15 protein-coding genes are annotated in these 18,413 nt (G+C 66.0%); 10 read left to right on the forward strand and 5 right to left on the reverse strand.

Going from position 1 to position 18,413, the window contains the following annotated elements; genetic code table 11:
* The first annotated feature begins 23 nt into the window (after nucleotides 1-23).
* The 5 genes from GJV26_RS27225 (at nucleotide 24) to GJV26_RS27245 (ending at nucleotide 7,288) form a co-directional block, all read left to right on the forward strand.
* Nucleotides 24-1,358: an extracellular solute-binding protein gene (locus tag GJV26_RS27225; protein WP_155711720.1), complete on the forward strand. Its 1,335-nt coding sequence runs from the start codon at nucleotides 24-26 to the stop codon at nucleotides 1,356-1,358.
* A gap of 45 nt (nucleotides 1,359-1,403) precedes the next feature.
* Nucleotides 1,404-2,273, forward strand: a complete 870-nt coding sequence (locus tag GJV26_RS27230) for a carbohydrate ABC transporter permease (protein WP_155711721.1) — start codon at nucleotides 1,404-1,406, stop codon at nucleotides 2,271-2,273.
* 64 nt (nucleotides 2,274-2,337) lie between these two features.
* Complete coding sequence (locus GJV26_RS27235) at nucleotides 2,338-3,168, forward strand: carbohydrate ABC transporter permease (RefSeq protein ID WP_155711722.1); 831 nt, start codon at nucleotides 2,338-2,340, stop codon at nucleotides 3,166-3,168.
* A 215-nt stretch (nucleotides 3,169-3,383) separates the two neighbouring features.
* The gene (locus GJV26_RS27240) at nucleotides 3,384-6,275 is read left to right on the forward strand and encodes a TonB-dependent receptor (RefSeq protein WP_173346293.1); all 2,892 of its coding nucleotides are present in this window, start codon (nucleotides 3,384-3,386) and stop codon (nucleotides 6,273-6,275) included.
* Between the two features lie 17 nt (nucleotides 6,276-6,292).
* The gene (locus GJV26_RS27245) at nucleotides 6,293-7,288 is read left to right on the forward strand and encodes a glycoside hydrolase family 43 protein (protein WP_155711724.1); all 996 of its coding nucleotides are present in this window, start codon (nucleotides 6,293-6,295) and stop codon (nucleotides 7,286-7,288) included.
* A gap of 48 nt (nucleotides 7,289-7,336) precedes the next feature.
* Here GJV26_RS27245 and GJV26_RS27250 read toward each other — a convergent pair whose 3' ends face one another.
* Entirely contained in the window at nucleotides 7,337-7,522 is a 186-nt protein-coding gene (locus GJV26_RS27250) for a hypothetical protein (RefSeq protein WP_155711725.1), read from the reverse strand.
* A 277-nt stretch (nucleotides 7,523-7,799) separates the two neighbouring features.
* Between GJV26_RS27250 and GJV26_RS27255 the strand changes: the two genes are divergently transcribed.
* The 3 genes from GJV26_RS27255 (at nucleotide 7,800) to GJV26_RS27265 (ending at nucleotide 12,455) form a co-directional block, all read left to right on the forward strand.
* Entirely contained in the window at nucleotides 7,800-8,150 is a 351-nt protein-coding gene (locus tag GJV26_RS27255) for a hypothetical protein (protein ID WP_229419469.1), read from the forward strand.
* Between the two features lie 147 nt (nucleotides 8,151-8,297).
* Nucleotides 8,298-9,224, forward strand: a complete 927-nt coding sequence (locus tag GJV26_RS27260) for a DUF3616 domain-containing protein (protein ID WP_155711726.1) — start codon at nucleotides 8,298-8,300, stop codon at nucleotides 9,222-9,224.
* Nucleotides 9,225-9,692: 468 nt separating this feature from the next.
* Complete coding sequence (locus GJV26_RS27265) at nucleotides 9,693-12,455, forward strand: TonB-dependent receptor (protein ID WP_155711727.1); 2,763 nt, start codon at nucleotides 9,693-9,695, stop codon at nucleotides 12,453-12,455.
* Nucleotides 12,456-12,530: 75 nt separating this feature from the next.
* On the opposite strand, the gene bcaP is transcribed toward GJV26_RS27265, so the two are convergent.
* Entirely contained in the window at nucleotides 12,531-13,928 is a 1,398-nt protein-coding gene (gene bcaP, locus GJV26_RS27270) for a branched-chain amino acid transporter BcaP (protein ID WP_276530021.1), read from the reverse strand.
* Nucleotides 13,929-14,165: 237 nt separating this feature from the next.
* Nucleotides 14,166-14,366 (reverse strand): hypothetical protein, encoded by a 201-nt coding sequence (locus tag GJV26_RS27275; protein ID WP_229419470.1) that lies wholly within the window; start codon nucleotides 14,364-14,366, stop codon nucleotides 14,166-14,168.
* 276 nt (nucleotides 14,367-14,642) lie between these two features.
* Here GJV26_RS27275 and GJV26_RS27280 point away from each other — a divergent pair, with 276 nt between their 5' ends.
* Nucleotides 14,643-15,398 carry a Crp/Fnr family transcriptional regulator gene (locus GJV26_RS27280; protein ID WP_155712765.1) on the forward strand — a complete coding sequence of 252 codons (756 nt, stop codon included), beginning with the start codon at nucleotides 14,643-14,645 and terminating at the stop codon, nucleotides 15,396-15,398.
* Nucleotides 15,399-15,593: 195 nt separating this feature from the next.
* Here the strand turns inward: GJV26_RS27280 and GJV26_RS27285 are convergent, their stop codons facing one another.
* Together GJV26_RS27285 and GJV26_RS27290 are read right to left on the reverse strand one after the other, a co-directional pair.
* Nucleotides 15,594-17,060 (reverse strand): diguanylate cyclase domain-containing protein, encoded by a 1,467-nt coding sequence (locus GJV26_RS27285; RefSeq protein WP_155711729.1) that lies wholly within the window; start codon nucleotides 17,058-17,060, stop codon nucleotides 15,594-15,596.
* Nucleotides 17,061-17,129: 69 nt separating this feature from the next.
* Nucleotides 17,130-17,420: a hypothetical protein gene (locus GJV26_RS27290; RefSeq protein ID WP_155711730.1), complete on the reverse strand. Its 291-nt coding sequence runs from the start codon at nucleotides 17,418-17,420 to the stop codon at nucleotides 17,130-17,132.
* Nucleotides 17,421-17,910: 490 nt separating this feature from the next.
* Between GJV26_RS27290 and GJV26_RS27295 the strand changes: the two genes are divergently transcribed.
* A complete protein-coding gene (locus GJV26_RS27295) occupies nucleotides 17,911-18,252 on the forward strand; it encodes a hypothetical protein (protein WP_155711731.1) in 342 nt (113 codons plus the stop codon).
* The last annotated feature ends 161 nt before the right edge of the window (nucleotides 18,253-18,413 follow it).

An 18,413-nucleotide genomic window follows, 5' to 3' on the forward strand; every position in this document is an offset into this window, starting at 1 on the left:
AGAAAAACGAGGGGAGACGGGACATGAGGCATGCTGGCAAACGGCTGGCGGGAGGGCTGTCGGAGTTGCTGCCGGGGTTGCTGCCGGGGTTGCTCCTGCTGCTGCTGGCACTGTCCTGCGGCGCGGCGCGGGCCGACGCGCAGGTGGTACGGATGTGGACGCTGCTGTCCGGCGGCGACGGCGCGCGCATGCGCGCGCTGATCGACTCGTTCAATGCGTCCCAGCAGGAGGTGCGCGTCGAGAGCACGACGCTGAAGTGGGGCGAACCGTTCTACACGAAGCTGATCACCGCGTCGGTGGCCGGCGCGGGGCCCGACCTGGCCACGATCCACCTGTCCCGGCTGCCGAACCTGGCCGGCGGCGGGGTGCTGCGGCCCATTTCGGCGGCCGAACTCGCCGCCGGCGGCCTGCAGGGAAGCGACTTCCTCACGCGGCAGTGGGACCGTTCTCAGTACGGCGGGCGCACCTATGCGATCCCGCTCGACCTGCATCCGCTGGTGCTGTACTACAACAAGGACCTGGCCGGCCAGGCCGGCCTGCTGGGCGCCGATGGCCGCCTGGCCCCCATCGTCGGCATGGATGCGATGACGAACGCTTTCCGGGCCGTCAAGGAACGCACCGGCAAGGCGGGCCTGACGATGGAATCGGCGCAGAGCACCTATGCGATCTGGCGACTGTGGCTGTCGCTGCTGGCGCAACAGGGCCTGCCGGTCGTGGCGGACGGCCGTTTCGCGTACGGGCCCGCCGGCGAGCGCACGCTTGCCGCCATCGCCCGCTGGTTCCAGGCCGGCTACGCCACACCGGGCCAGGATTACCCGGCGTCGACCAGCCAGTTCATGGCGGGTAACGCCGGCTTCATGATCAACGGCGTGTGGGAAGTGCCGGAGCTGGTACGCGGTACCAGGGCGGGCACGCTGCGGTTCCGCTACGGCATCGCGCCGCTGCCGCAACTGTACGGCAATGCCAGCGCATGGGCCGATTCGCACGGCTTCGCGATCCCGGCCAGCGAAGGCAGGCCGATGTCGCCGGAAAAGGCCACCGCGGTGCTGCGCTTCGTCGCCTACGTCAACACCCATTCGTTCGGCTGGGCCGAGGGCGGCCACATTCCCGCCTACCGGCCGGTGGCCGAGTCGCCGGCCGCCATGGCGCTGATGCCGAACGCGGAATACGGGGCGGCGGCCGCCAGCGTGGTCTACGACCCGCCCGGCTGGTACATGGGGGCGGCCGGGCCGCTGGAAGCGATCGCGTCGAAATTCCTGCCGGCGCCGCTGGCCGGGCAGCTCACGCCGGCCGATGCGCTGCGCCGCTTTGAAACCGAGGCGCAGCGCCTGCTCAGGAAACGCCCGCCGCGCTATTGACGCACCATGGACGCGCCATCGACAGAACCACCGGGAGAACCACGGATGAAGGCAACACGCCGTTCCGAAGCGCTGTCCGCCGCACTGCTGCTGTTGCCGTTCATGGCGGCGTTCGTGCTGTTCTTCCTGCTGCCGGCCTTCCAGACGCTGTACCTGTCGCTGACCGAAAGCAGCCTGACGCGCACCAGCGCCTTTGTCGGCCTGGCCAACTACGATACGCTGGTGCACGACCCGGCATTCTGGTCGTCGCTCGGCAACACCTTTTATTTTTCCGTGCTGACGGTCATTCCATTGACCGCGCTCGGCCTGGCGATGGCGCTGCTCGTCGACCGTTTCACGGGCGACCGCCAGCGCGCCGGCACCTGGCTGCAAAGCGTGTTCTTCCTGCCCTACGTACTGCCGATCTCGGTGATGACGCTGATCGCCGACTGGATGCTGCAGCCGTCGTCGGGCATCGTCAACCACCTGCTGGGCGTGCAGCGGGCATGGTTTTCGGACGTGCACTGGGCAATGCCGGTGGTGGCGATCGCCACGGTGTGGTGGACCGTGGGTTTCAACATGCTGATCTTCCTCGCCGGCCTGCGCAACATCCCGCGCGAACAATACGAAGCGGCGGCGCTGGACGGCGCGCGCGGTTTCGCCGTGTTCCGCCACATTACCTGGCCGGCGCTGCTGCCCGTGACGGTGACGGCGCTGGTGCTGCAGCTGATCGCCTCGCTGAAGGTATTCGGGCAAACCTACATCATGACCACCGGCGGGCCGTTCAACACCACCCGCGTCACGCTGCACTACATGTACGAGACGGCGTTCACGCAAAGCGACGCCGGCTATGCGGCGGCGGTGGCGATGGCGTTCATGTTCGTCGTCGTCGCGCTCGGGCTGCTGCAGGCGCTGCTGCTGAGGAAGCGGAAATGATACGGCAGCCCGCCGCAACCGGCATGAAAACTTCCCGTGAAGGCATCGACATGAAGGCTCGCGCATGAAACATACCCAGCTGCACTGGACCGTGATCGCCATCGCCGCCGCGCTGTCGCTGGCCATGCTGTGGGTGGCGCCGCTGCTGTGGGCGCTGTCGACGTCGCTGCGGCCCGAGTACGAGACGATCTCGCCGGTGCTGCACTACCTGCCGCGGCGCTGGACGGTGGAAGCCTATGCGAAAGTGCTCGGCGCCGGCAACGTGCCGCGCTGGCTGTTCAACAGCGCGCTGGTCGCGCTGGCCGTGACGGTCGCGACGATGGCCATCAGCCTGATGGCCGCCTTCGCATTTTCCCAGCTGCGCTTTCGCGGCCGCAACCTGTTGTTCCTCCTGTCGATGCTGGCGCTGCTGCTGCCGTTCGAGGCGCTGCTGGTGCCGCTGTTCCGCACGATGAACGGGCTCGGCCTGATCAATACCTACGCCGGCATCGTGCTGCCGCAGGTGGTGTCGCCGGTGGTGATCTATGTGTTCCGCCAGTTCTTCGACGCGGTGCCGCACGATTTCCGCGATGCCGCGCTGCTCGACGGCGCTTCGCCGCTGCGGGTGCTGTGGAGCGTGTACCTGCCGATGTCCGGCAATATCGTGTGGGCGATGGCGATCGTCACGTTCATCGGCGCCTGGAACAATTTCCTGTGGCCGTTCATCATCGTCACGTCGAACGACATGATGACGATCCCCCTCGGCCTGACGCAGACCTACGACGCGTTCGGCGTGCGCTACGCGCAGCTGATGGCGGCCGCGCTGCTGGGCGCGTTCCCGGTGGCGCTGGCCTACATCGTGTTCCAGCGCCGCGTCACGCAGGGGCTGCTGGCCGCTACCGGGCTGAAAGGCTGAGAGGCGGAGAGGCCGGCGGCCGGCTGCGGCGGCGCCGGCGTCGCGCCGGCGCAACCCTTTCGCCATACCGCGTTGGCATCGAATAAAGCTTGTGTCTATGATCGGGAAGCTTCCCCAGGCGGAGCATGACGAGCCTGGCACGACGATCGATCGACAGCACGACAACAGAATCACGCCCGCAGCCAACGACAGCAGCCAAGATATCGGAGACAGCCATGACTTCCACGACATTGAATCCAACGCGGATGCGCCGCGCCGTTGCCGCCGCCCTGTGCGTGCTGGCAGCGGGAGCGGCCGGCGCGCAACAGGCCGGGGTGCAGGCCAATGCCCAGGCCAATGCCCAGGCCGGCGAAAAGGCCGCCGAGCCGGCGGCGATGCAGCCGCCGGCCGGCCAGGATTCGCCGGCGCAGGATACGTCCGGGCAGGGCACGCCGGCGCAGGCCACCGGTTCGGGCCAGGCCACGGTGGAGGGCGGCCCCATCGCCACCGTCGAGGTGACCGGCATCCGCCGCAGCATCCGCTCCGCCGAGCAGATCAAGCGCGATGCCACGCAGGTCGTCGATTCGATCAATGCCGAGGATATCGGCAAGTTTCCCGACCGCGCCGCCGGCGACGCGCTGCAGCGGATCGCCGGCGTGCAGGTCGGCCGCGACCGGGGCGAGACGTCGTCGGTGACGATCCGCGGCCTGCCGGACGTGGTCACCACCCTCGACGGCAACGACATCTTCACCGGCCGGGGCCGCCGGCTGTCGTACCAGGACCTGCCCGTGCAATCGATCGCCGGACTGGACGTGTACAAGTCCGCCACGGCCAACCAGCCCGAGGGCGGCATCGCCGGCGCCGTGAACATCCGGTTGCGCGCGCCGTTCGACAACCCCGGGCAGACCGTCACCGGGTACCTGGAAAACCGGCGGCCGCAGATCAACGGCAGCGACGCGGCCGAGACCCGCAACAGCCCGGGCGGCGGTCTGCTGTACAGCAACCGCTGGAAGACGGACGTGGGCGAGATGGGCCTGCTGTTCGACGCCGCCTACAACAAGGAGCACTGGGGCTACCCGGTACAGTGGGTCGACCGCCCGGACCGCATCTTTTCCGTCGGGCCGGACGGCAATGCCGTGCGGCTGAACGACGACCAGCCGGTCGCGCCCCTGAACCCCGGCGACCGGCTCGGCAACCTGCCGCAGGTGGGCGGCATCTACAACGCCGGCGACCGCGAACGTTTTTCCGCGCATGGCGCATTCCAGTGGAAGATCAACCCGAAGCTGGAATTCACCACGCAGTACCTGGGCACCGGCTACCGCGCCCGCAGCGAGGTCGACTACATCCTGGCGATCGTGGGCTGGGCGCCGCGCCTGAACGGCGTGGTGCTGGGCGAGCGGGGCTGCGATACGCCGGAAGGCACGATCTGCCCGATCCTCTCGGCCAACGCGCCGGCGGCGCAGTTCGGCGGACCGTACGACTGGGATCCGTACGTGGCCACCAGCGGGTGGGGCGTAAAGGAACGCACCAACACGCACTACCTGAACTTCGGGCTGCAGTTTCGCGACGGGCCGTGGAACGTCACGAGCGCGCTGGCCTTCACCCGCTCCAAGTTCATCAACGACACGGTCATCGTCGACCAGCAGATTCCCAACGCGACCGTCAACGTCTACACCTACGGTGCCGATGGCCACGGCGGCTACAACGCGGTGACCACGCCAGGCAGCGCCGCGCCGCTGCGCGATCCGCGCGCGTTCGTGCTGCGCGGCCTCGTGCAGAACTGGGAAGAGTCCGAAGGCAAGCAGGCACAGTGGCGCACCGATGGGACGTACAAGCTGGGGCAGGGCTTCGTGCGCGCGCTTAACGCCGGGCTGCGGCTGTCGTCGCGCTCGACCAGCTATCACTCGGCGGAGGGGCACAGCGACGTGAACCCGCAGGCGCGGCCGAACCCGGTCGATGTGTTCGGCCCGTCGTTCGAACGCCTGATCCCCGGCATCGACCGGCTCGGCGGGCAGTACTACGTGCCGTCGCGCGACTTCCTGATCGACCAGACCGACCAGGTGCGCGCCGCCTACGGCGCGGCGGCCGGCCGCGTGCCGGACGATCCGACCCGGCTGTTCGACCAGCGCGAGCGCACCACGACAGGCTATGTCAGCGCCCGCTGGCAGACCAGTGTCGGCGGCGTCGACGTGAGCGGCGACGCCGGCGTGCGCGTGATCCATGTGAAGCGCAAGCTCGAAGGCACCAGCCGGATCGGCAACGTGATCACGCCGGTCGACCTGTCGACCTCGGAGAACAACTACCTGCCCAGCATCTCGGCGCTGGTCGGCTGGCGCGACAACCTGCAGACGCACCTGTCCGCGGGCAAGACGCTGACCCGTCCGGATTTCCAGCGCCTCAATCCCGCGCTGTCGCTGATTCCGCCCACCGTGAACGCGCCCGGCACCGGCAGCGCCGGCAATCCGGGCTTGGCCCCGACCAAGTCGACCAACCTCGATGCGACGCTGGAGTACTACTTCCAGAAAAACGGCTACGCCCAGATCGCGCTGTTCCACCGCGATATCGACGGCTACCTGCAGAACTTCACGCAGGATGAAATCATCGACGGCCAGCGCTACCGCGTGACGCGCCCGCAGAATTCCGGCAAGGGCACGCTGAAGGGCTACGAGTTCGGCACCCAGAAATTCTTCGACTTCCTGCCCGGCTTCTGGAGCGGGTTCGGCGCCCAGTACAACTTCACATGGATCGACGGCGACAACGAAACGCGGCTCGACGTGAATTCCGACGTGCTCACGAAGACCCGGCTGATCGACGTGGCCAAGAAGAGCCACAACCTGGCGCTGCTGTACGAGGGGCACGGGCTGACCGGCCGGCTGGCGGCCACGCGGCGCGGCGACTACGTGGAGCAGGTGGCCGAGCCGCGCTTCCTGCAGGACCGCTTCGTCAAGGCTTCCACCTACGTCGACCTGTCGCTTTCGTATGACATCACGAGCAACATCTCGGTGCAGTTCGACGCGATCAACCTGACGAAGGAAAAATACGAGAGCTACGTGGGCGACACCGCGCGCCCGCGCGATATCCGCTACACGCCCACCACGTACGGCGTGGGCCTGCGCTTCAAGCTATGACCGATCGAGGAAGACCCATGTCCGAGCAGCCGATTTCCCCGCAGGCCCCGCAGTCCGGCTCGCATTATGTGAACCCGGTGTATCCGCACACGTTCGCCGACCCGTTCGTGCTACGCCACCAGGGCTTCTATTACGCGTACGGCACGGCGGCGGGCAATGCCGACGGCCGCGCGTTCCCCGTGCTGCGCTCGTTGGACCTGGTGCACTGGCAATCGCTCGGCCATGCGCTGGTGCCGCCGGGCGGCACGGATTTCTGGGCGCCGGAAGTGGCGTATCGCGACGGCACGTTCTACATGTATTACTCGGCGCAAGGCATCGACGGGCGCGATCACCAGCTGCGCGTGGCCACCAGCGCGGATCCGGCCGGGCCGTTCGTCGATGCCGGCGCCGGTTCCGTCCTTGTGCCGGACCAGCCGTTCTCGATCGATGCCCACCCGTTCTGCGACGACGACGGCCAGTGGTACCTGTTCTACTGCGTGGATTTCCTCGAACTGGAAGACGACCACCGCGTGGGCACCGGCATCGTCGTGGACCGCATGCTCGACATGCGCACGCTGGAAGGCAAGCCGCGCATGGTGCACCGGCCGCACGAGGACTGGCACCTGTTCCTGAACGGGCGCACGATGTACGGCAATGTCTACGACTGGCACACGGTGGAAGGCGCGGCGGTGCTGAAGCATGATGGGAGGTATTACTGCTTCTACAGCGGCGGCGCGTGGGAAAAGGACAACTACGGGGTCAGCTGGGTGGTGGCGGATCATCCGCTCGGCCCTTACCGGCGGCCGGAGGAGGGCGGGCGGGCCCTGCTGATGAGCACCTTGCCGGAGCGCCTGATCGGCCCGGGACACAATTCCTTCGTGGCCTCGCCCGGCGGCGACGAGACATGGATCGTGTACCACGCCTGGGGGCCGGACCGCGCGGGGCGGCGCATGTGCATCGACCGGCTGCGCTGGGAAGACGGCAGGCCCGTCACGGACGGGCCCACCGCGTCGCCCCAGCCGGCGCCCTTGTAACGCCAACGCGCGCCAAAGCGGCCCCCATCGCGGCGGGCCAAGGGTTCGTCAAAAGTCGCGTCGCTCGCCCGGCATGGCCAGCACGCGCTTGATCAGCGCCGGCTTGACACGCTTGCGGGTCAGGAACAGGTGCGCATCCTTCAGCCCGGTCGACTTCTGCAACAGCAATGCACGGTTGATGATCAGTTCGGTTTCGATATCGGTGCGGGAATAGGCGCGGCGGACTTTGTACATCTTGTCTCTCCTTGGGTAATGATCGTTGCGTGATGTGACGTGATGGCTTCATCGTATGCGGCCGGGCTCAGCACTACCGTGCGCCAGTTCACGCAGCGCGCATGCGAAATTATCATCCACGCCACAGCCATGTCTTGAAAATATTGCCCCACGGCATAAAATACTGCACTATGGCAGCTGTTCCCAGCCCCCGAGCAAACCGTTGACCCTAGCCCGTCGCGACCGCGACGATGGCGTGCCGCGTGGTGCGTGCCGCCGCCCCGTTCTGGAGCCCCCGATGAAACCCGATTCCCCGCAAGTGCTGTCCCATGTCATGTCCGACGAGGAGGCCATGACCTACAACCCGAACCGCCTGCTCGACGGCCTGCTCGACATCATGCAGCTGAAGAACGATGCGGCCCTGGCGCGCGCGCTCGAGGTGGCGCCGCCCGTGATCAGCAAGATCCGGCACCTGAAGCTGCCGGTCGGTGCCTCGCTGCTGATCCGCATGCACGAGGTCAGCGAACTGTCGATCCGCGACCTGCGTTACCTGATGGGCGACCGCCGCAGGAAGTTCCGCATCAGCCCGACGCACTTCAAGCCCGACGGCACGGAAGCGGCGTCTCCAGGGACGTCGTCCGGGTCGTAATCCGGCCGGCAACCGGCCGGGAAGTTCGCGGGCGCTGTCTTTTTGCCATCGAGTGCGGGCATACTGTGCGGGCCGGCCGGTGCCACTCCCGTGGAACCGGCTTCCCCGTCCGGCACTCGAACGGGAATCTGCATTGAGGAACCGACTATGGCACAGCCCGCGCAATTCACGCATCATACGCATTTCCGCATCTGCGACGCATCCGCCGCCGTACCGCTGGGTGACGACGAATTCATCGCCGCCGACGACGAATCGAACGTGCTGCACGTCTACCGCTACGATACCGGCGCGCCGGTTCGCGAGCTCGACCTGACCGCTTTCCTGGACACGCCGGACGGCGGCGAGGCCGATATCGAGGGCGCCGCCGAACTGGGCGGGCGAATCTGGTGGATCGCGTCGCATGGCTGCGACAAAAAGGGCCGCCCGAGCGCCACGCGCCGTCAGCTGTTCGCCACCGATCCGCACGGCGCGCCGCTCGGCGCCCCCTACCGCCGGCTGCTGGACGACATGCTGGCGCACCCGCCGCTGGAACATCTCGAACTGGACAAGGCGGCGCGCAAGGCGCCGAAGGATCCCGGCGGCCTGTGCATCGAGGGCCTTGCCGCCACGCCCGGCGGCGGCCTGCTGATCGGCTTCCGCAATCCGGTTCCGCACGGCTGGGCGCTGCTCGTGCCGCTGGCCGATCCGGCGCCGCTCCTTGCCGGCGGCGGCGCGCGTGCCGTGCTGGGCGCACCGGTGCTGCTGGACCTGCAAGGCCACGGTATCCGCGCGATCGAATGGTATGGCGACGCCTACTACATCGCGGCCGGGGCGCCGGGGGCGGGCGACAACTACGCGCTTTACCGCTGGTCGGGCCGGGTGGGCGATGCCCCGGTGCGGATGACGGTGCCGGCGCTGGCGGGCCTGCATCCCGAATCGCTGTTCTTCGATGCGCGGGGCACGCTGCATGTGCTGTCCGACGACGGCAAGGCGCAGCCGGGCGGGCGCAAGTGCAAGGAGTTGCCCGTGGCCGAACGCACTTTCCGGCGCCTGTCGCTGCCGCGCGCCGAGTGGGACACTTACTGGGGCGCGTGACCGCGCCGCCAGCGCGCCGCCGGCCAATGGCCGGCCGGCACCCCTGCATCACACGGGCCACTGCCGCCTGGCGCACCGACTCCAGCGACCGGGCCACACTGCGCTTGTTTCGCCTGTTGCACCCCGGCGCTTCCTGATCACCCTCAGGCAATTACTCGCGGCGTTGTATTTTTGATACAGAATTGAGGGCCGGCAGCGGCATGCCGGGGCCGGATTCCTGCCGTTTCACGCCTGCCGGCAGCTATCGCCAAAAAGAATACCATTTTGTATAAAAGTTATAGTTAAGCGTCCGATGGCGCCGTGTAGTATCGACAATGGTAACGTTGCCATAAGGAGGCGGCGGACCCGGTTGTTCGCCCCCGTTTCATTCCGGACGTGGGCGCAAATTACCGCGAGTAACGAATCGTTCCCTGCAAAGTCATGCGGAACGCGGCACGTCGATAACTTAAAAAATGGAGACCAATTACAATGCATAAACATGCCTTGCGCAGGACCGTCCTGGCCGCGCTGATCGCCGATATCCTGATTCCCACCGCGGTATTCGCGCAAAGCACGCCGGCGCCCGACGGCGAAACCGCCAGCGGCGACAGCCCGGCCCGCGTAGTGGTCAGCGGCATCCGCGCGTCGCTGTCCTCGTCGCTGACGACCAAGCGCCTGCAGGACGGCGTGGTCGACGCGGTTTCAGCCGAGGACGCCGGCAAATTCCCGGACACCAATATCGCCGAATCGCTGCAGCGCGTGACCGGCGTGCAGATCCAGCGCAACAACGGCGAAGGCCGTTATATTTCCGTGCGCGGCCTGGGCCCCGAATTCAATAACGTGCTGGTCAACGGCCGCACGCTGACCAGCGATACCGGCGGCCGCGAGTTCTCGTTCGACCTGCTGTCCTCCGACCTGATTTCCAAGGTGCTGGTCTACAAGACTTCGCAGGCGTTCCTGCCGGAGGGGGGCATCGGTTCGACGGTAGATATCCAGACGGCGCGACCGCTGTCCGGCAAGACCGGCCATTCGTCGGTGATCAGTCTCTCGCATTCCTACGACGACAATTCGAAGCAGCACACGCCCGGCCTCACGGGCATGTATTCGTTCGCCAACGAAGCGCGCACGTTCGGCGTGACCGGCTCGCTGTCGTACACCGACCGCGCCTCGAAGCAGAACAAGGCCGTGACCGACAGCTGGAATTACCGCGATGTCGCCATGATCAACGGCGACCTCAATTCCACCGGCCTGACGGCGGCCGATGTCACGACCAGGAAACTGTACATGCCGCAGAGTTTCGGCTTCCAGGTCGAGGACGAGACGCGCAAGCGGGTGGTCGGCAATCTCACCGTGCAATACAACCCGTCGCCGGCCTGGAAATTGACGGCCGATGCGCTGTACTCGCGGCTCGACCAGCGCAACAAGGTGATCGCGATCAGCGACTGGAACAACCCCGTCCAGGTAGGTGTGCAGTATGACGCGAACGACCAGGTGACCGCATTCCAGCGCCCGGGCGCGGATTTCTACGCGAACAATCCGGCCCTGGCGAGCGAGGCCAATTCGAACGACATGATCGTCAAGGGCGGCGATCGCCTGTCGGAAACGAAGGCGTTCGGCCTGAACTCGAAATGGCAGCTGGCGCCGGACTGGAAACTCGAAGGCGATGTGTCGACGTCGCGCTCGACGTCCGACTTCCCCGACATGTGGGTCGTGGCCGGCATGGTGCCGAGGAAGGGCGACTTGCTCACCTTCGGCAGCGCGCCGACGGTGACCTTCGGCGAAAACATCGCCGATCCGAACGCGGTGCGGGCCCATGCCGTGTCGAACAACGAGATCACCAATTCCGACAAGCTGCACGAGGGGCGGCTGAGCCTGTCATGGAACCGCGACAACGGGCCGTTCAAGGGCATCGACACGGGCGTGGCCTACTCGCAGCGCAACGTGGAGCGCACCCAGGTCGGCAGCGATTCCTGGAATGCCTTCAGCGGCTACCACGTGGCGCTGCCGGCGTCGCTGTTCACGGTGACGCCGATGGACGATTTCTTCGGCAGCGGTGGCCAGGTACCGAAAGCGTTCCTGCGCTTCGATCCGCAGCAATACATGGCTTACCTGAACCAGCCTTCGCTGCTGGGACAGAGCAATGACCCGGCCCTGTATTCGGACCTGACGAAGTTTCCGAACGGCCCGATGGCGATCGACTATACCAAGCCGTCGATGCGCGGCGTGAAGGAAAAGGTGGCCAGCATCTTCCTCGACACGCGCTGGGAAGGCGAGCGCTGGTCGGTCAACGCCGGGGTGCGCGTGGTGCACGTGAAATCCGGTGCGACCGGCACCAGCCGCGAACTGCTGTCCGCGGTGAAGAGCCCGAACGACACGACCTATATCCTGAACTGGGGCCCGTACAAGACGATCACCGTGGACAACAGCTACAACAGCTTCCTGCCGTCGGCCAACCTGAAGTTCGACGTGACGAAGGACATGCTGCTGCGCCTGGCCGCGTCGAAAACGGAAACGCGGCCGACGCTGAGCCAGATGGGGGTGGACAACTGGTACGGCGGCCGCTATGGCGACGTGCAGACCGGCGGCGGCAACCCTTACCTGAACCCGATGCAGTCGAAGAATCTCGACCTGTCGTATGAATGGTACCTGTCGAAGACGAACTACGTCAGCGCGGCGGTGTTCTACAAGAAGGTCTCCGACTTCCTGGAAACGCGGCTGGTGGACATGCGCATTCCGCAGTACGACGAGGTCGTGCATGACAGCCGCGTGCGCAATGGGCAGACGGGCAAGATCAAGGGCGCCGAGCTGGCCGGCCAGTATGCGTTCGACGAAGCCATGCCATGGCTGCGCGGCTTCGGCGTGGCGGCCAACTATACCTACGTGGATGCGTCGGCCGAGCGCGAAGGCGATACCGCCGCGCTGGTGTGCGGCTACCCCGGCCTGTCGAAGCAGTCGTACAACGGCTCGGTATTCTTCGAGAACGGCAACTTCCAGGCACGAGTCAGCTACAACTGGCGCAACCACTTCTCGGTCGACTGCGGCGGCGGCAGTACCCAGCCGCGCAACCGCGCCGCCTATGGCCAGACCGATGCCAGCCTGCGCTACAACCTGACGCCGACGATCGCGGTGTATGCCGATGCAATCAATCTCTCCAACCAGAGGATGCATGAATACGCCAACAATGAAAGCCAGTTCCTGACGCTGGAAGACGTCGGGCGCCGGGTCAACGTGGGCGTGCGGATGGCGTTCTGACGCGAAAAACAGCAAGGGGCGCCGCGGCGCCCCTTATTGATCCTGCCGTTCCCTCACGGCCGCGTCATCGCCGTATCAATGGCCCTGGTTCAGCAGCGAACGCTGGCGCGCATAGCCGAAGTAGATGACCAGGCCGATCAGCAGCCAGATGCCGAACGCCAGCCAGGTGTGCCACGACAGGTAAGCCATCAGCGTGAGGCAGAACGCCACGGCCAGCAGAGGCACGACCGGCACGCCGGGGCAGCGGAAGGCGCGGTGGAGATCGGGGCGCTTCTTGCGCAGCACGATGACGGCGATCGATACCAGCGAGAACGCGGCCAGCGTGCCGATGTTGATCAGTTCGGCCAGTACGTTCAGCGGCACCAGCGCCGCCAGCAGGCCGAACACGATGCCGACCATCCACGTGGCGAAATACGGCGTGCCGTGTTGCGGGTGCAGCGACGACAGGCGCTTCGGCAGCAGGCCGTCGCGCGACATGGCAAAGATGATGCGCGTCTGACCATAGGACATCACCAGGATCACGGTGGTCATGCCCAGGATCGCACCCAGGTCGACAAAGCCGGCAACCCAGTTCTCGCCCGCGTATTTCAGCGCCAGCGAGACCGGATGGTCGACGCCTTCGAAGTTCTTGAACGGCACGATGCCGGTCATGATGCCCGAGACGATCACGTACAGGATCGTGCAGACGGCCAGCGAGCCGATAATGCCGATCGGCAGGTCGCGTTCGGGCCGCTTGACTTCCTCGGCGGCCGACGTCACGGCATCGAAGCCGATGAAGGCAAAGAACACCAGGGCAGCGGCGGACAGCACGCCGGTATGCCCGAACGGCATGAATGGTTGCCAGTTGGCCGGCTTCACGTGCCCCGCGCCGACCACGATGAACAGCAGCACGACGGCGACCTTGATGGCGACCATGATGTTGTTCATCCGCGCCGATTCGCGGATGCCCCACGACAGCATGACGGTCAGCACCATCATGATGGCAAACGCCGGCAGGTTGAACCACGTGGCCACGCCCGGGACCGCACCGGGCGCGCCCGTCAGCGCGGTGGGCAGGTGCAGGCCGAAGCCGGCCAGCAGCGACTGGAAATAGCCGGACCAGCCGACCGCCACGGCGGATGCGGCCAGGCCGTATTCCAGCATCAGGTCCCAGCCGATCATCCAGGCAACCAGTTCGCCCAGCGTGGCATAGCTGTAGGTATAGATCGAGCCGGCAACCGGTACGGTGGAGGCGAATTCGGCATAGCACAGCGCGGCAAAGCCGCAGGCCATCGCCGCGATAATGAAGGAAAGGGTGAGCGCGGGGCCGGCGGTCAGCGCACCGGTGCCGGTGAGGACGAAGATGCCGGTGCCGACGATGGCGCCGATACCCATCAGGACGAGGTCGAAGGGGCCCAGTACTTTCTTCAGGCCGCCGGGTTTCCGGCTGGCCGCAACCATGTCGTCAAGGTTTTTGGTTCTGAAAATGCTCACTGCTTCTCCAAGGTGTGTTGGGATTGTCTCCGGCGCCGCGCGTTGCCGGGTAGGCCCGCAGCGGTCTGTGCTTTGTATACAAGCAAGCCCATACGGACTCGCCGCCGCATACTAGCACAGCAGAAGAAGCGTGAAAATGTGTTAACTGACTGCCAGCCAGGTTGTCACCGGGGCTGGTGCCCCGGTGATGAAGGAAGGGGGATAGCGGAGGAAATCGGGGGAGGGGGCGGCGACGGATCAGTGCAGCAGGCGGCCGCGGCTGTCAACATAGCGGCTGGTTTCCGCCATCTTGTCCAGCCGCGCCTGCACCAGGCGGTGCCAGGCGTCGACCCACTTCGAAGCCAGCATGCTTTCCTCGGCCGAGCGCGCATAGAGCGTGCGTTCGACCGCGCGTTGCTGGCGTTGCAGGGCGTAGGAAACTTTGAAGATGCTGTTCATGGGTACTTTCATCGTCGTTGATTGGCACAGACATTGGCGCGATTGCCTTGAGACGTATTTTCGGGCATCCGGTCCCGCTTGAATGTGCGCCACTTCACGTAGGACAGAGATTACAGAGGCTACTGTCCCAGTACTACATTGCGTCCTACAGTAGTCCGACTCTCAAAACCTTGGCTCAACCATAAAGTGGAGGAAATGACAACGACACAGAACAACGCCGAGGACACGACAATGTTTAAGACTACCGCTACCGACACCACCTCCCTGCCAGTCTCGATGATGACGCTCCCGAAGGCGCCGCGCGGCAAGCTCGCGCCGCAGGGCATCAGCGTGACGGGCCTGCAGCAGAACGAGCTGCTGCGTGCGCTGCCCTTGCACGAACTGGAGCGCCTGATCCCCGACCTGGAGCTGGTGGCGATGCCTGTCAACAAACACCTGTATGACTTCGGCGAAAAGATCGATTACACCTATTTCCCCACCACGGCGATCGTTTCGCTGCAATATGTGAACGAAGATGGCGTGACCACCGAAATTGCCGTCGTCGGCCGCGAAGGCGTGGCCGGCATCACGATGTACAAGGGCGAGCGCGCCAGCAACACGGCGGTGGTGCAGGGCGCCGGCTACGGCTACCGCATGCGCACCGACGCGCTGCGCGCACTGTTCGCCGAAGGCGGCATGCTGGCCCAGCAACTGATGCGCTACACGAGCTGCCTGTTCGCCCAGCTGGCCCAGAACGTGGTCAGCAGCCGTCACAGCAGCATCGAGCAGAAGTTGTGCCGCTGGCTGCTCGAGCGCCTCGACCGCTCGCCATCGAACGAACTGAAGGTCACCCAGGAACTGATCGCCAACCTGTTGGGCGTGCGCCGCGAAAGCATCACGGCCGCCGCCGGCAAGCTGGCCGCCGAAGGCATGATCCAGTGCCGCCGCGGCATGGTGGTGGTCCTGGACCGCGAAATGCTGGAACGCTGCGCCGGGGCCTGCTATTTCGCCGCCCGCATGACCGCGAACGGGGCGATGCAGGCGAGCCACTGATTTGCTGGCTGTCCTACTGATTGATTGACTTACTTATTTACCTGATTGCTCGTTCAGTGCACGCGAAAACCGGTGCCTGACACTGTTTTCCGGAAAAATCGCCAGGAAAACAGTGTCGCACACCAGGCCGCGGTAGCAGACCGAGGTATCAGACGAACGGGGCGGACTTCGCTGCACTCCTGAAAGCAGGTGCGCTCAGTCTTCGGTCGTCGGTCGGATACTTCCCCGGCCGGCTCCCTTGGCGAGGTACATCTGGCGATCGGCCTCGCGCAGCAGGTCGGCCGGCGCCGTCAATTCCCCCGCGCCATGCAGCGCGATGCCGATGCTGGCGCCGACCTGCACCGCCTGCCGGGCCGTTGCCACGGGCTGCGACACCGCGGCGATCAGCTTGGCGGCCACGGTGCGCGCCTTTGCCGTCGTGTAAGGCTGGCCCTCCAGCACGACAATGAATTCGTCGCCGGCCAGCCGGATCACGCTGTCGTTCTGCCGCACCGCGTCGCGCAGGCGCCGCGCCACTTCCTGCAGCACCTCGTCGCCGGCATCGTGACCCAGCCGGTCGTTGATTGCCTTGAATCCATCCAGATCAATGAACAGCACGGCAAAGCCGATGCCGTGCCGCCGCGAGCGCGCCTGCGCCTGCGGCAGCAATTCTTCGAGCGCGCGGCGGTTCAGCAGTCCGGTCAGCGGATCGTGGCGAATATCGTGGTCGCGCCGGGCCTCGGCTTCCTTGCGCGCCGAAATGTCGTGCAGGAAGGCCGAGAAGGTCAGCTGGCCGTCGACCTCGTTGGCGTGGATGCGGATCTCGACCGTCAGCGTACTGCCATCCTTGCGCACGGCCGGCAGTTCCAGCCGCTTGCCTAGCACCTCGGCCTGGCGGGTGGCGCGGTAGCGCGCCAGGCCATGCTCGTGCCGGGTGTGCATGCCGGCGGGGATGATCAGGTCTTCCAGGATGCGGCCGGTCGCTTCGGCGGCGGTCCACTGGAATGTGCGTTCGGCCTGGCGGTTCCAGGCGGTGACGCGGCCGCCCTGGTCGATGCCGATGTAGGCATCGTTCGCATATTCGAGAATGCTCGACAGTTCAGCTTCGCGCGCCCGCAGCGCGGCTTCGGCCTGTTGCTGGCGGGCGATTGCGGCCGTCAGGTGCCGGTTGGTTTCGAGCTGCTCGCGCCGCTGCACCTCGTCGGCCACGATGGCGGCCAGGTCCTTCAGGGCCGACACGTCCTCGGGCGCCAGTTCGCGCGGTTGCGTGTCCATCGCGCATAGCGTGCCGATCGGGTGGCCGTCGCGCGTATGGATCGGCACCCCTGCATAGAAACGCAGTCCGAGCTCGCCCGCGACGAGCGGACTGTCGGCGAAACGGGGGTCGCGCAGCGCATCGTGGACGACCAGCGGCTCGCGCCCCAGGATCGCATGGGTGCAGAACGAAATATTGCGCGGGGTTTCCTCGACCGCGGTACCCACCCGCGACTTGAACCACTGGCGGTCGCGGTCCACCAGTGAAAACAGCGTAACCGGCACCCCCAGCAACCGGCTCGCCAGCCGGGTTATCCGGTCGAATTCGGGCTCCGGCGCCGAATCGAGCAACCGCAGCGAGTGCAGCGCGGCAATGCGGCCAACCTCGTTGGCAGGCAGAGGGGGATCGGATGGAAACGGCGCGGACATACCGCATTGTAGCGGCTGCGCAGTGAATGCTGCGCGCGCCGGCGCGCGGCGAGGCGCCCGCAATCGGCTTCAGCGACGGAACGCGGCGCCTTCCGCCCCAGCGCGCGGCGCGCGGCGCGGCACCTGGCCGGCGGCGGGGGCCGCCAGCACGCGCAGGATCGTTTCCGGCGGCACGCCATGCCGGGCGAGATATGCCCATGCCAGCGCCGCGCCGCGTTCGGCGTCGAAACGGATGGCCTCGTCGACCACGGCTGCCAGGGCAGGGTCGCTGCGCCGGTCGTCGCTGCCGCCGGTGCGCCCGCCGCCGCGTGCGTCATCGAGTCTGTTGCCGGCCTTGTCGTCGAGTCTGTCGGATGTCATTCATGCTCCCAGTCGTCACTCGGACAGCATCCACCGTTGCTAACCGCAAGTCAAGCTGGCTCATGAATTAATCGTCACTGTCGGGGCCGCTTGGGTCCCCGAAATGCTCAGCCGTCCGGTAGCGCCGTTCGAATTCCTCTGGGCCCATCGGGACCTCCCGTCTTGTTCCTGTACCTGTCCTGCGTCCACCGTAACGCGCCGCCGGTGGCCGTGGCGCGGCGGAGGGAGGAGGGCACGCCGGATAACTATAGCGGAAAAACTACATACGGCTTGCCGATTGCATTTAAAGAATTTTTAGTGCAATATGGTAATCGTTCGCCGACCTCAAATTCCTGTCGCGCGGGCCGAGTTCCCTTCCGCACCTCCGCGGGGACGCCGCTCCTGGCGCATCTCACCACCACCGGTACCGAATCCGACGCACCCGCCTTCGCATTCGTACCGGCCGACAGGCCCGATCCGGGCTGTGACCTGCAACCCTCTGGAGAACGTCATGACGACTTTTACCAACAATGCCGGCATCGGCGCGAACGCAACCGCCAATGACGATGCCCTGCTCGACTACGATCCGAACCGCCTGCTGGACCACCTGGTCGACCGGCTGCACCTGAAGAACGATGCGGCGCTGGCCCGCATGCTGGACGTGGCGCCGCCCGTGATCAGCAAGATCCGCCACTTCCGCCTGGCGATCGGCGCCTCGCTGCTGATCCGCATGCATGAAGTGTCCGACATCTCGATCGGCAACCTGCGCATCCTGATGGGCGACCGCCGCGGCAAGTTCCGCGTGGCGTTTTCGCAAAACGACGTGCCCGGCGCGAGCCTGCGCGCGGCCTGACCCGGCAAGCGTCCGGTCTGCCCGCACAGGCCATACTCGTCCAACTGATGCATCAAGGCAACATCCTGTGCATTATCCGCCGCTACCGATATCGGCTGCGGCCGGTCCTGCGGTACACTGGAGCGAGCCGCGAGCCCCCCATGGCCCGCCGTCCGTCTTCC

The sequence above is a fragment of the Pseudoduganella dura genome (genome assembly GCF_009727155.1).
GTDB classification, from domain to species: Bacteria; Pseudomonadota; Gammaproteobacteria; order Burkholderiales; family Burkholderiaceae_D; genus Rugamonas; species Rugamonas dura.

Bases quoted from the DNA above. Each gene is read 5' to 3' on its own strand.
- GJV26_RS27225 (WP_155711720.1), top strand. From the start codon at position 24: ATGAGGCATGCTGGCAAACGGCTGGCGGGAGGGCTGTCGGAGTTGCTG.
- GJV26_RS27230 (WP_155711721.1), top strand. From the start codon at position 1,404: ATGAAGGCAACACGCCGTTCCGAAGCGCTGTCCGCCGCACTGCTGCTG.
- GJV26_RS27235 (WP_155711722.1), top strand. From the start codon at position 2,338: ATGAAACATACCCAGCTGCACTGGACCGTGATCGCCATCGCCGCCGCG.
- GJV26_RS27240 (WP_173346293.1), top strand. From the start codon at position 3,384: ATGACTTCCACGACATTGAATCCAACGCGGATGCGCCGCGCCGTTGCC.
- GJV26_RS27245 (WP_155711724.1), top strand. From the start codon at position 6,293: ATGTCCGAGCAGCCGATTTCCCCGCAGGCCCCGCAGTCCGGCTCGCAT.
- GJV26_RS27250 (WP_155711725.1), bottom strand. From the start codon at position 7,522: ATGTACAAAGTCCGCCGCGCCTATTCCCGCACCGATATCGAAACCGAA.
- GJV26_RS27255 (WP_229419469.1), top strand. From the start codon at position 7,800: ATGAAACCCGATTCCCCGCAAGTGCTGTCCCATGTCATGTCCGACGAG.
- GJV26_RS27260 (WP_155711726.1), top strand. From the start codon at position 8,298: ATGGCACAGCCCGCGCAATTCACGCATCATACGCATTTCCGCATCTGC.
- GJV26_RS27265 (WP_155711727.1), top strand. From the start codon at position 9,693: ATGCATAAACATGCCTTGCGCAGGACCGTCCTGGCCGCGCTGATCGCC.
- GJV26_RS27275 (WP_229419470.1), bottom strand. From the start codon at position 14,366: ATGAACAGCATCTTCAAAGTTTCCTACGCCCTGCAACGCCAGCAACGC.
- GJV26_RS27280 (WP_155712765.1), top strand. From the start codon at position 14,643: ATGATGACGCTCCCGAAGGCGCCGCGCGGCAAGCTCGCGCCGCAGGGC.
- GJV26_RS27285 (WP_155711729.1), bottom strand. From the start codon at position 17,060: ATGTCCGCGCCGTTTCCATCCGATCCCCCTCTGCCTGCCAACGAGGTT.
- GJV26_RS27290 (WP_155711730.1), bottom strand. From the start codon at position 17,420: ATGACATCCGACAGACTCGACGACAAGGCCGGCAACAGACTCGATGAC.
- GJV26_RS27295 (WP_155711731.1), top strand. From the start codon at position 17,911: ATGACGACTTTTACCAACAATGCCGGCATCGGCGCGAACGCAACCGCC.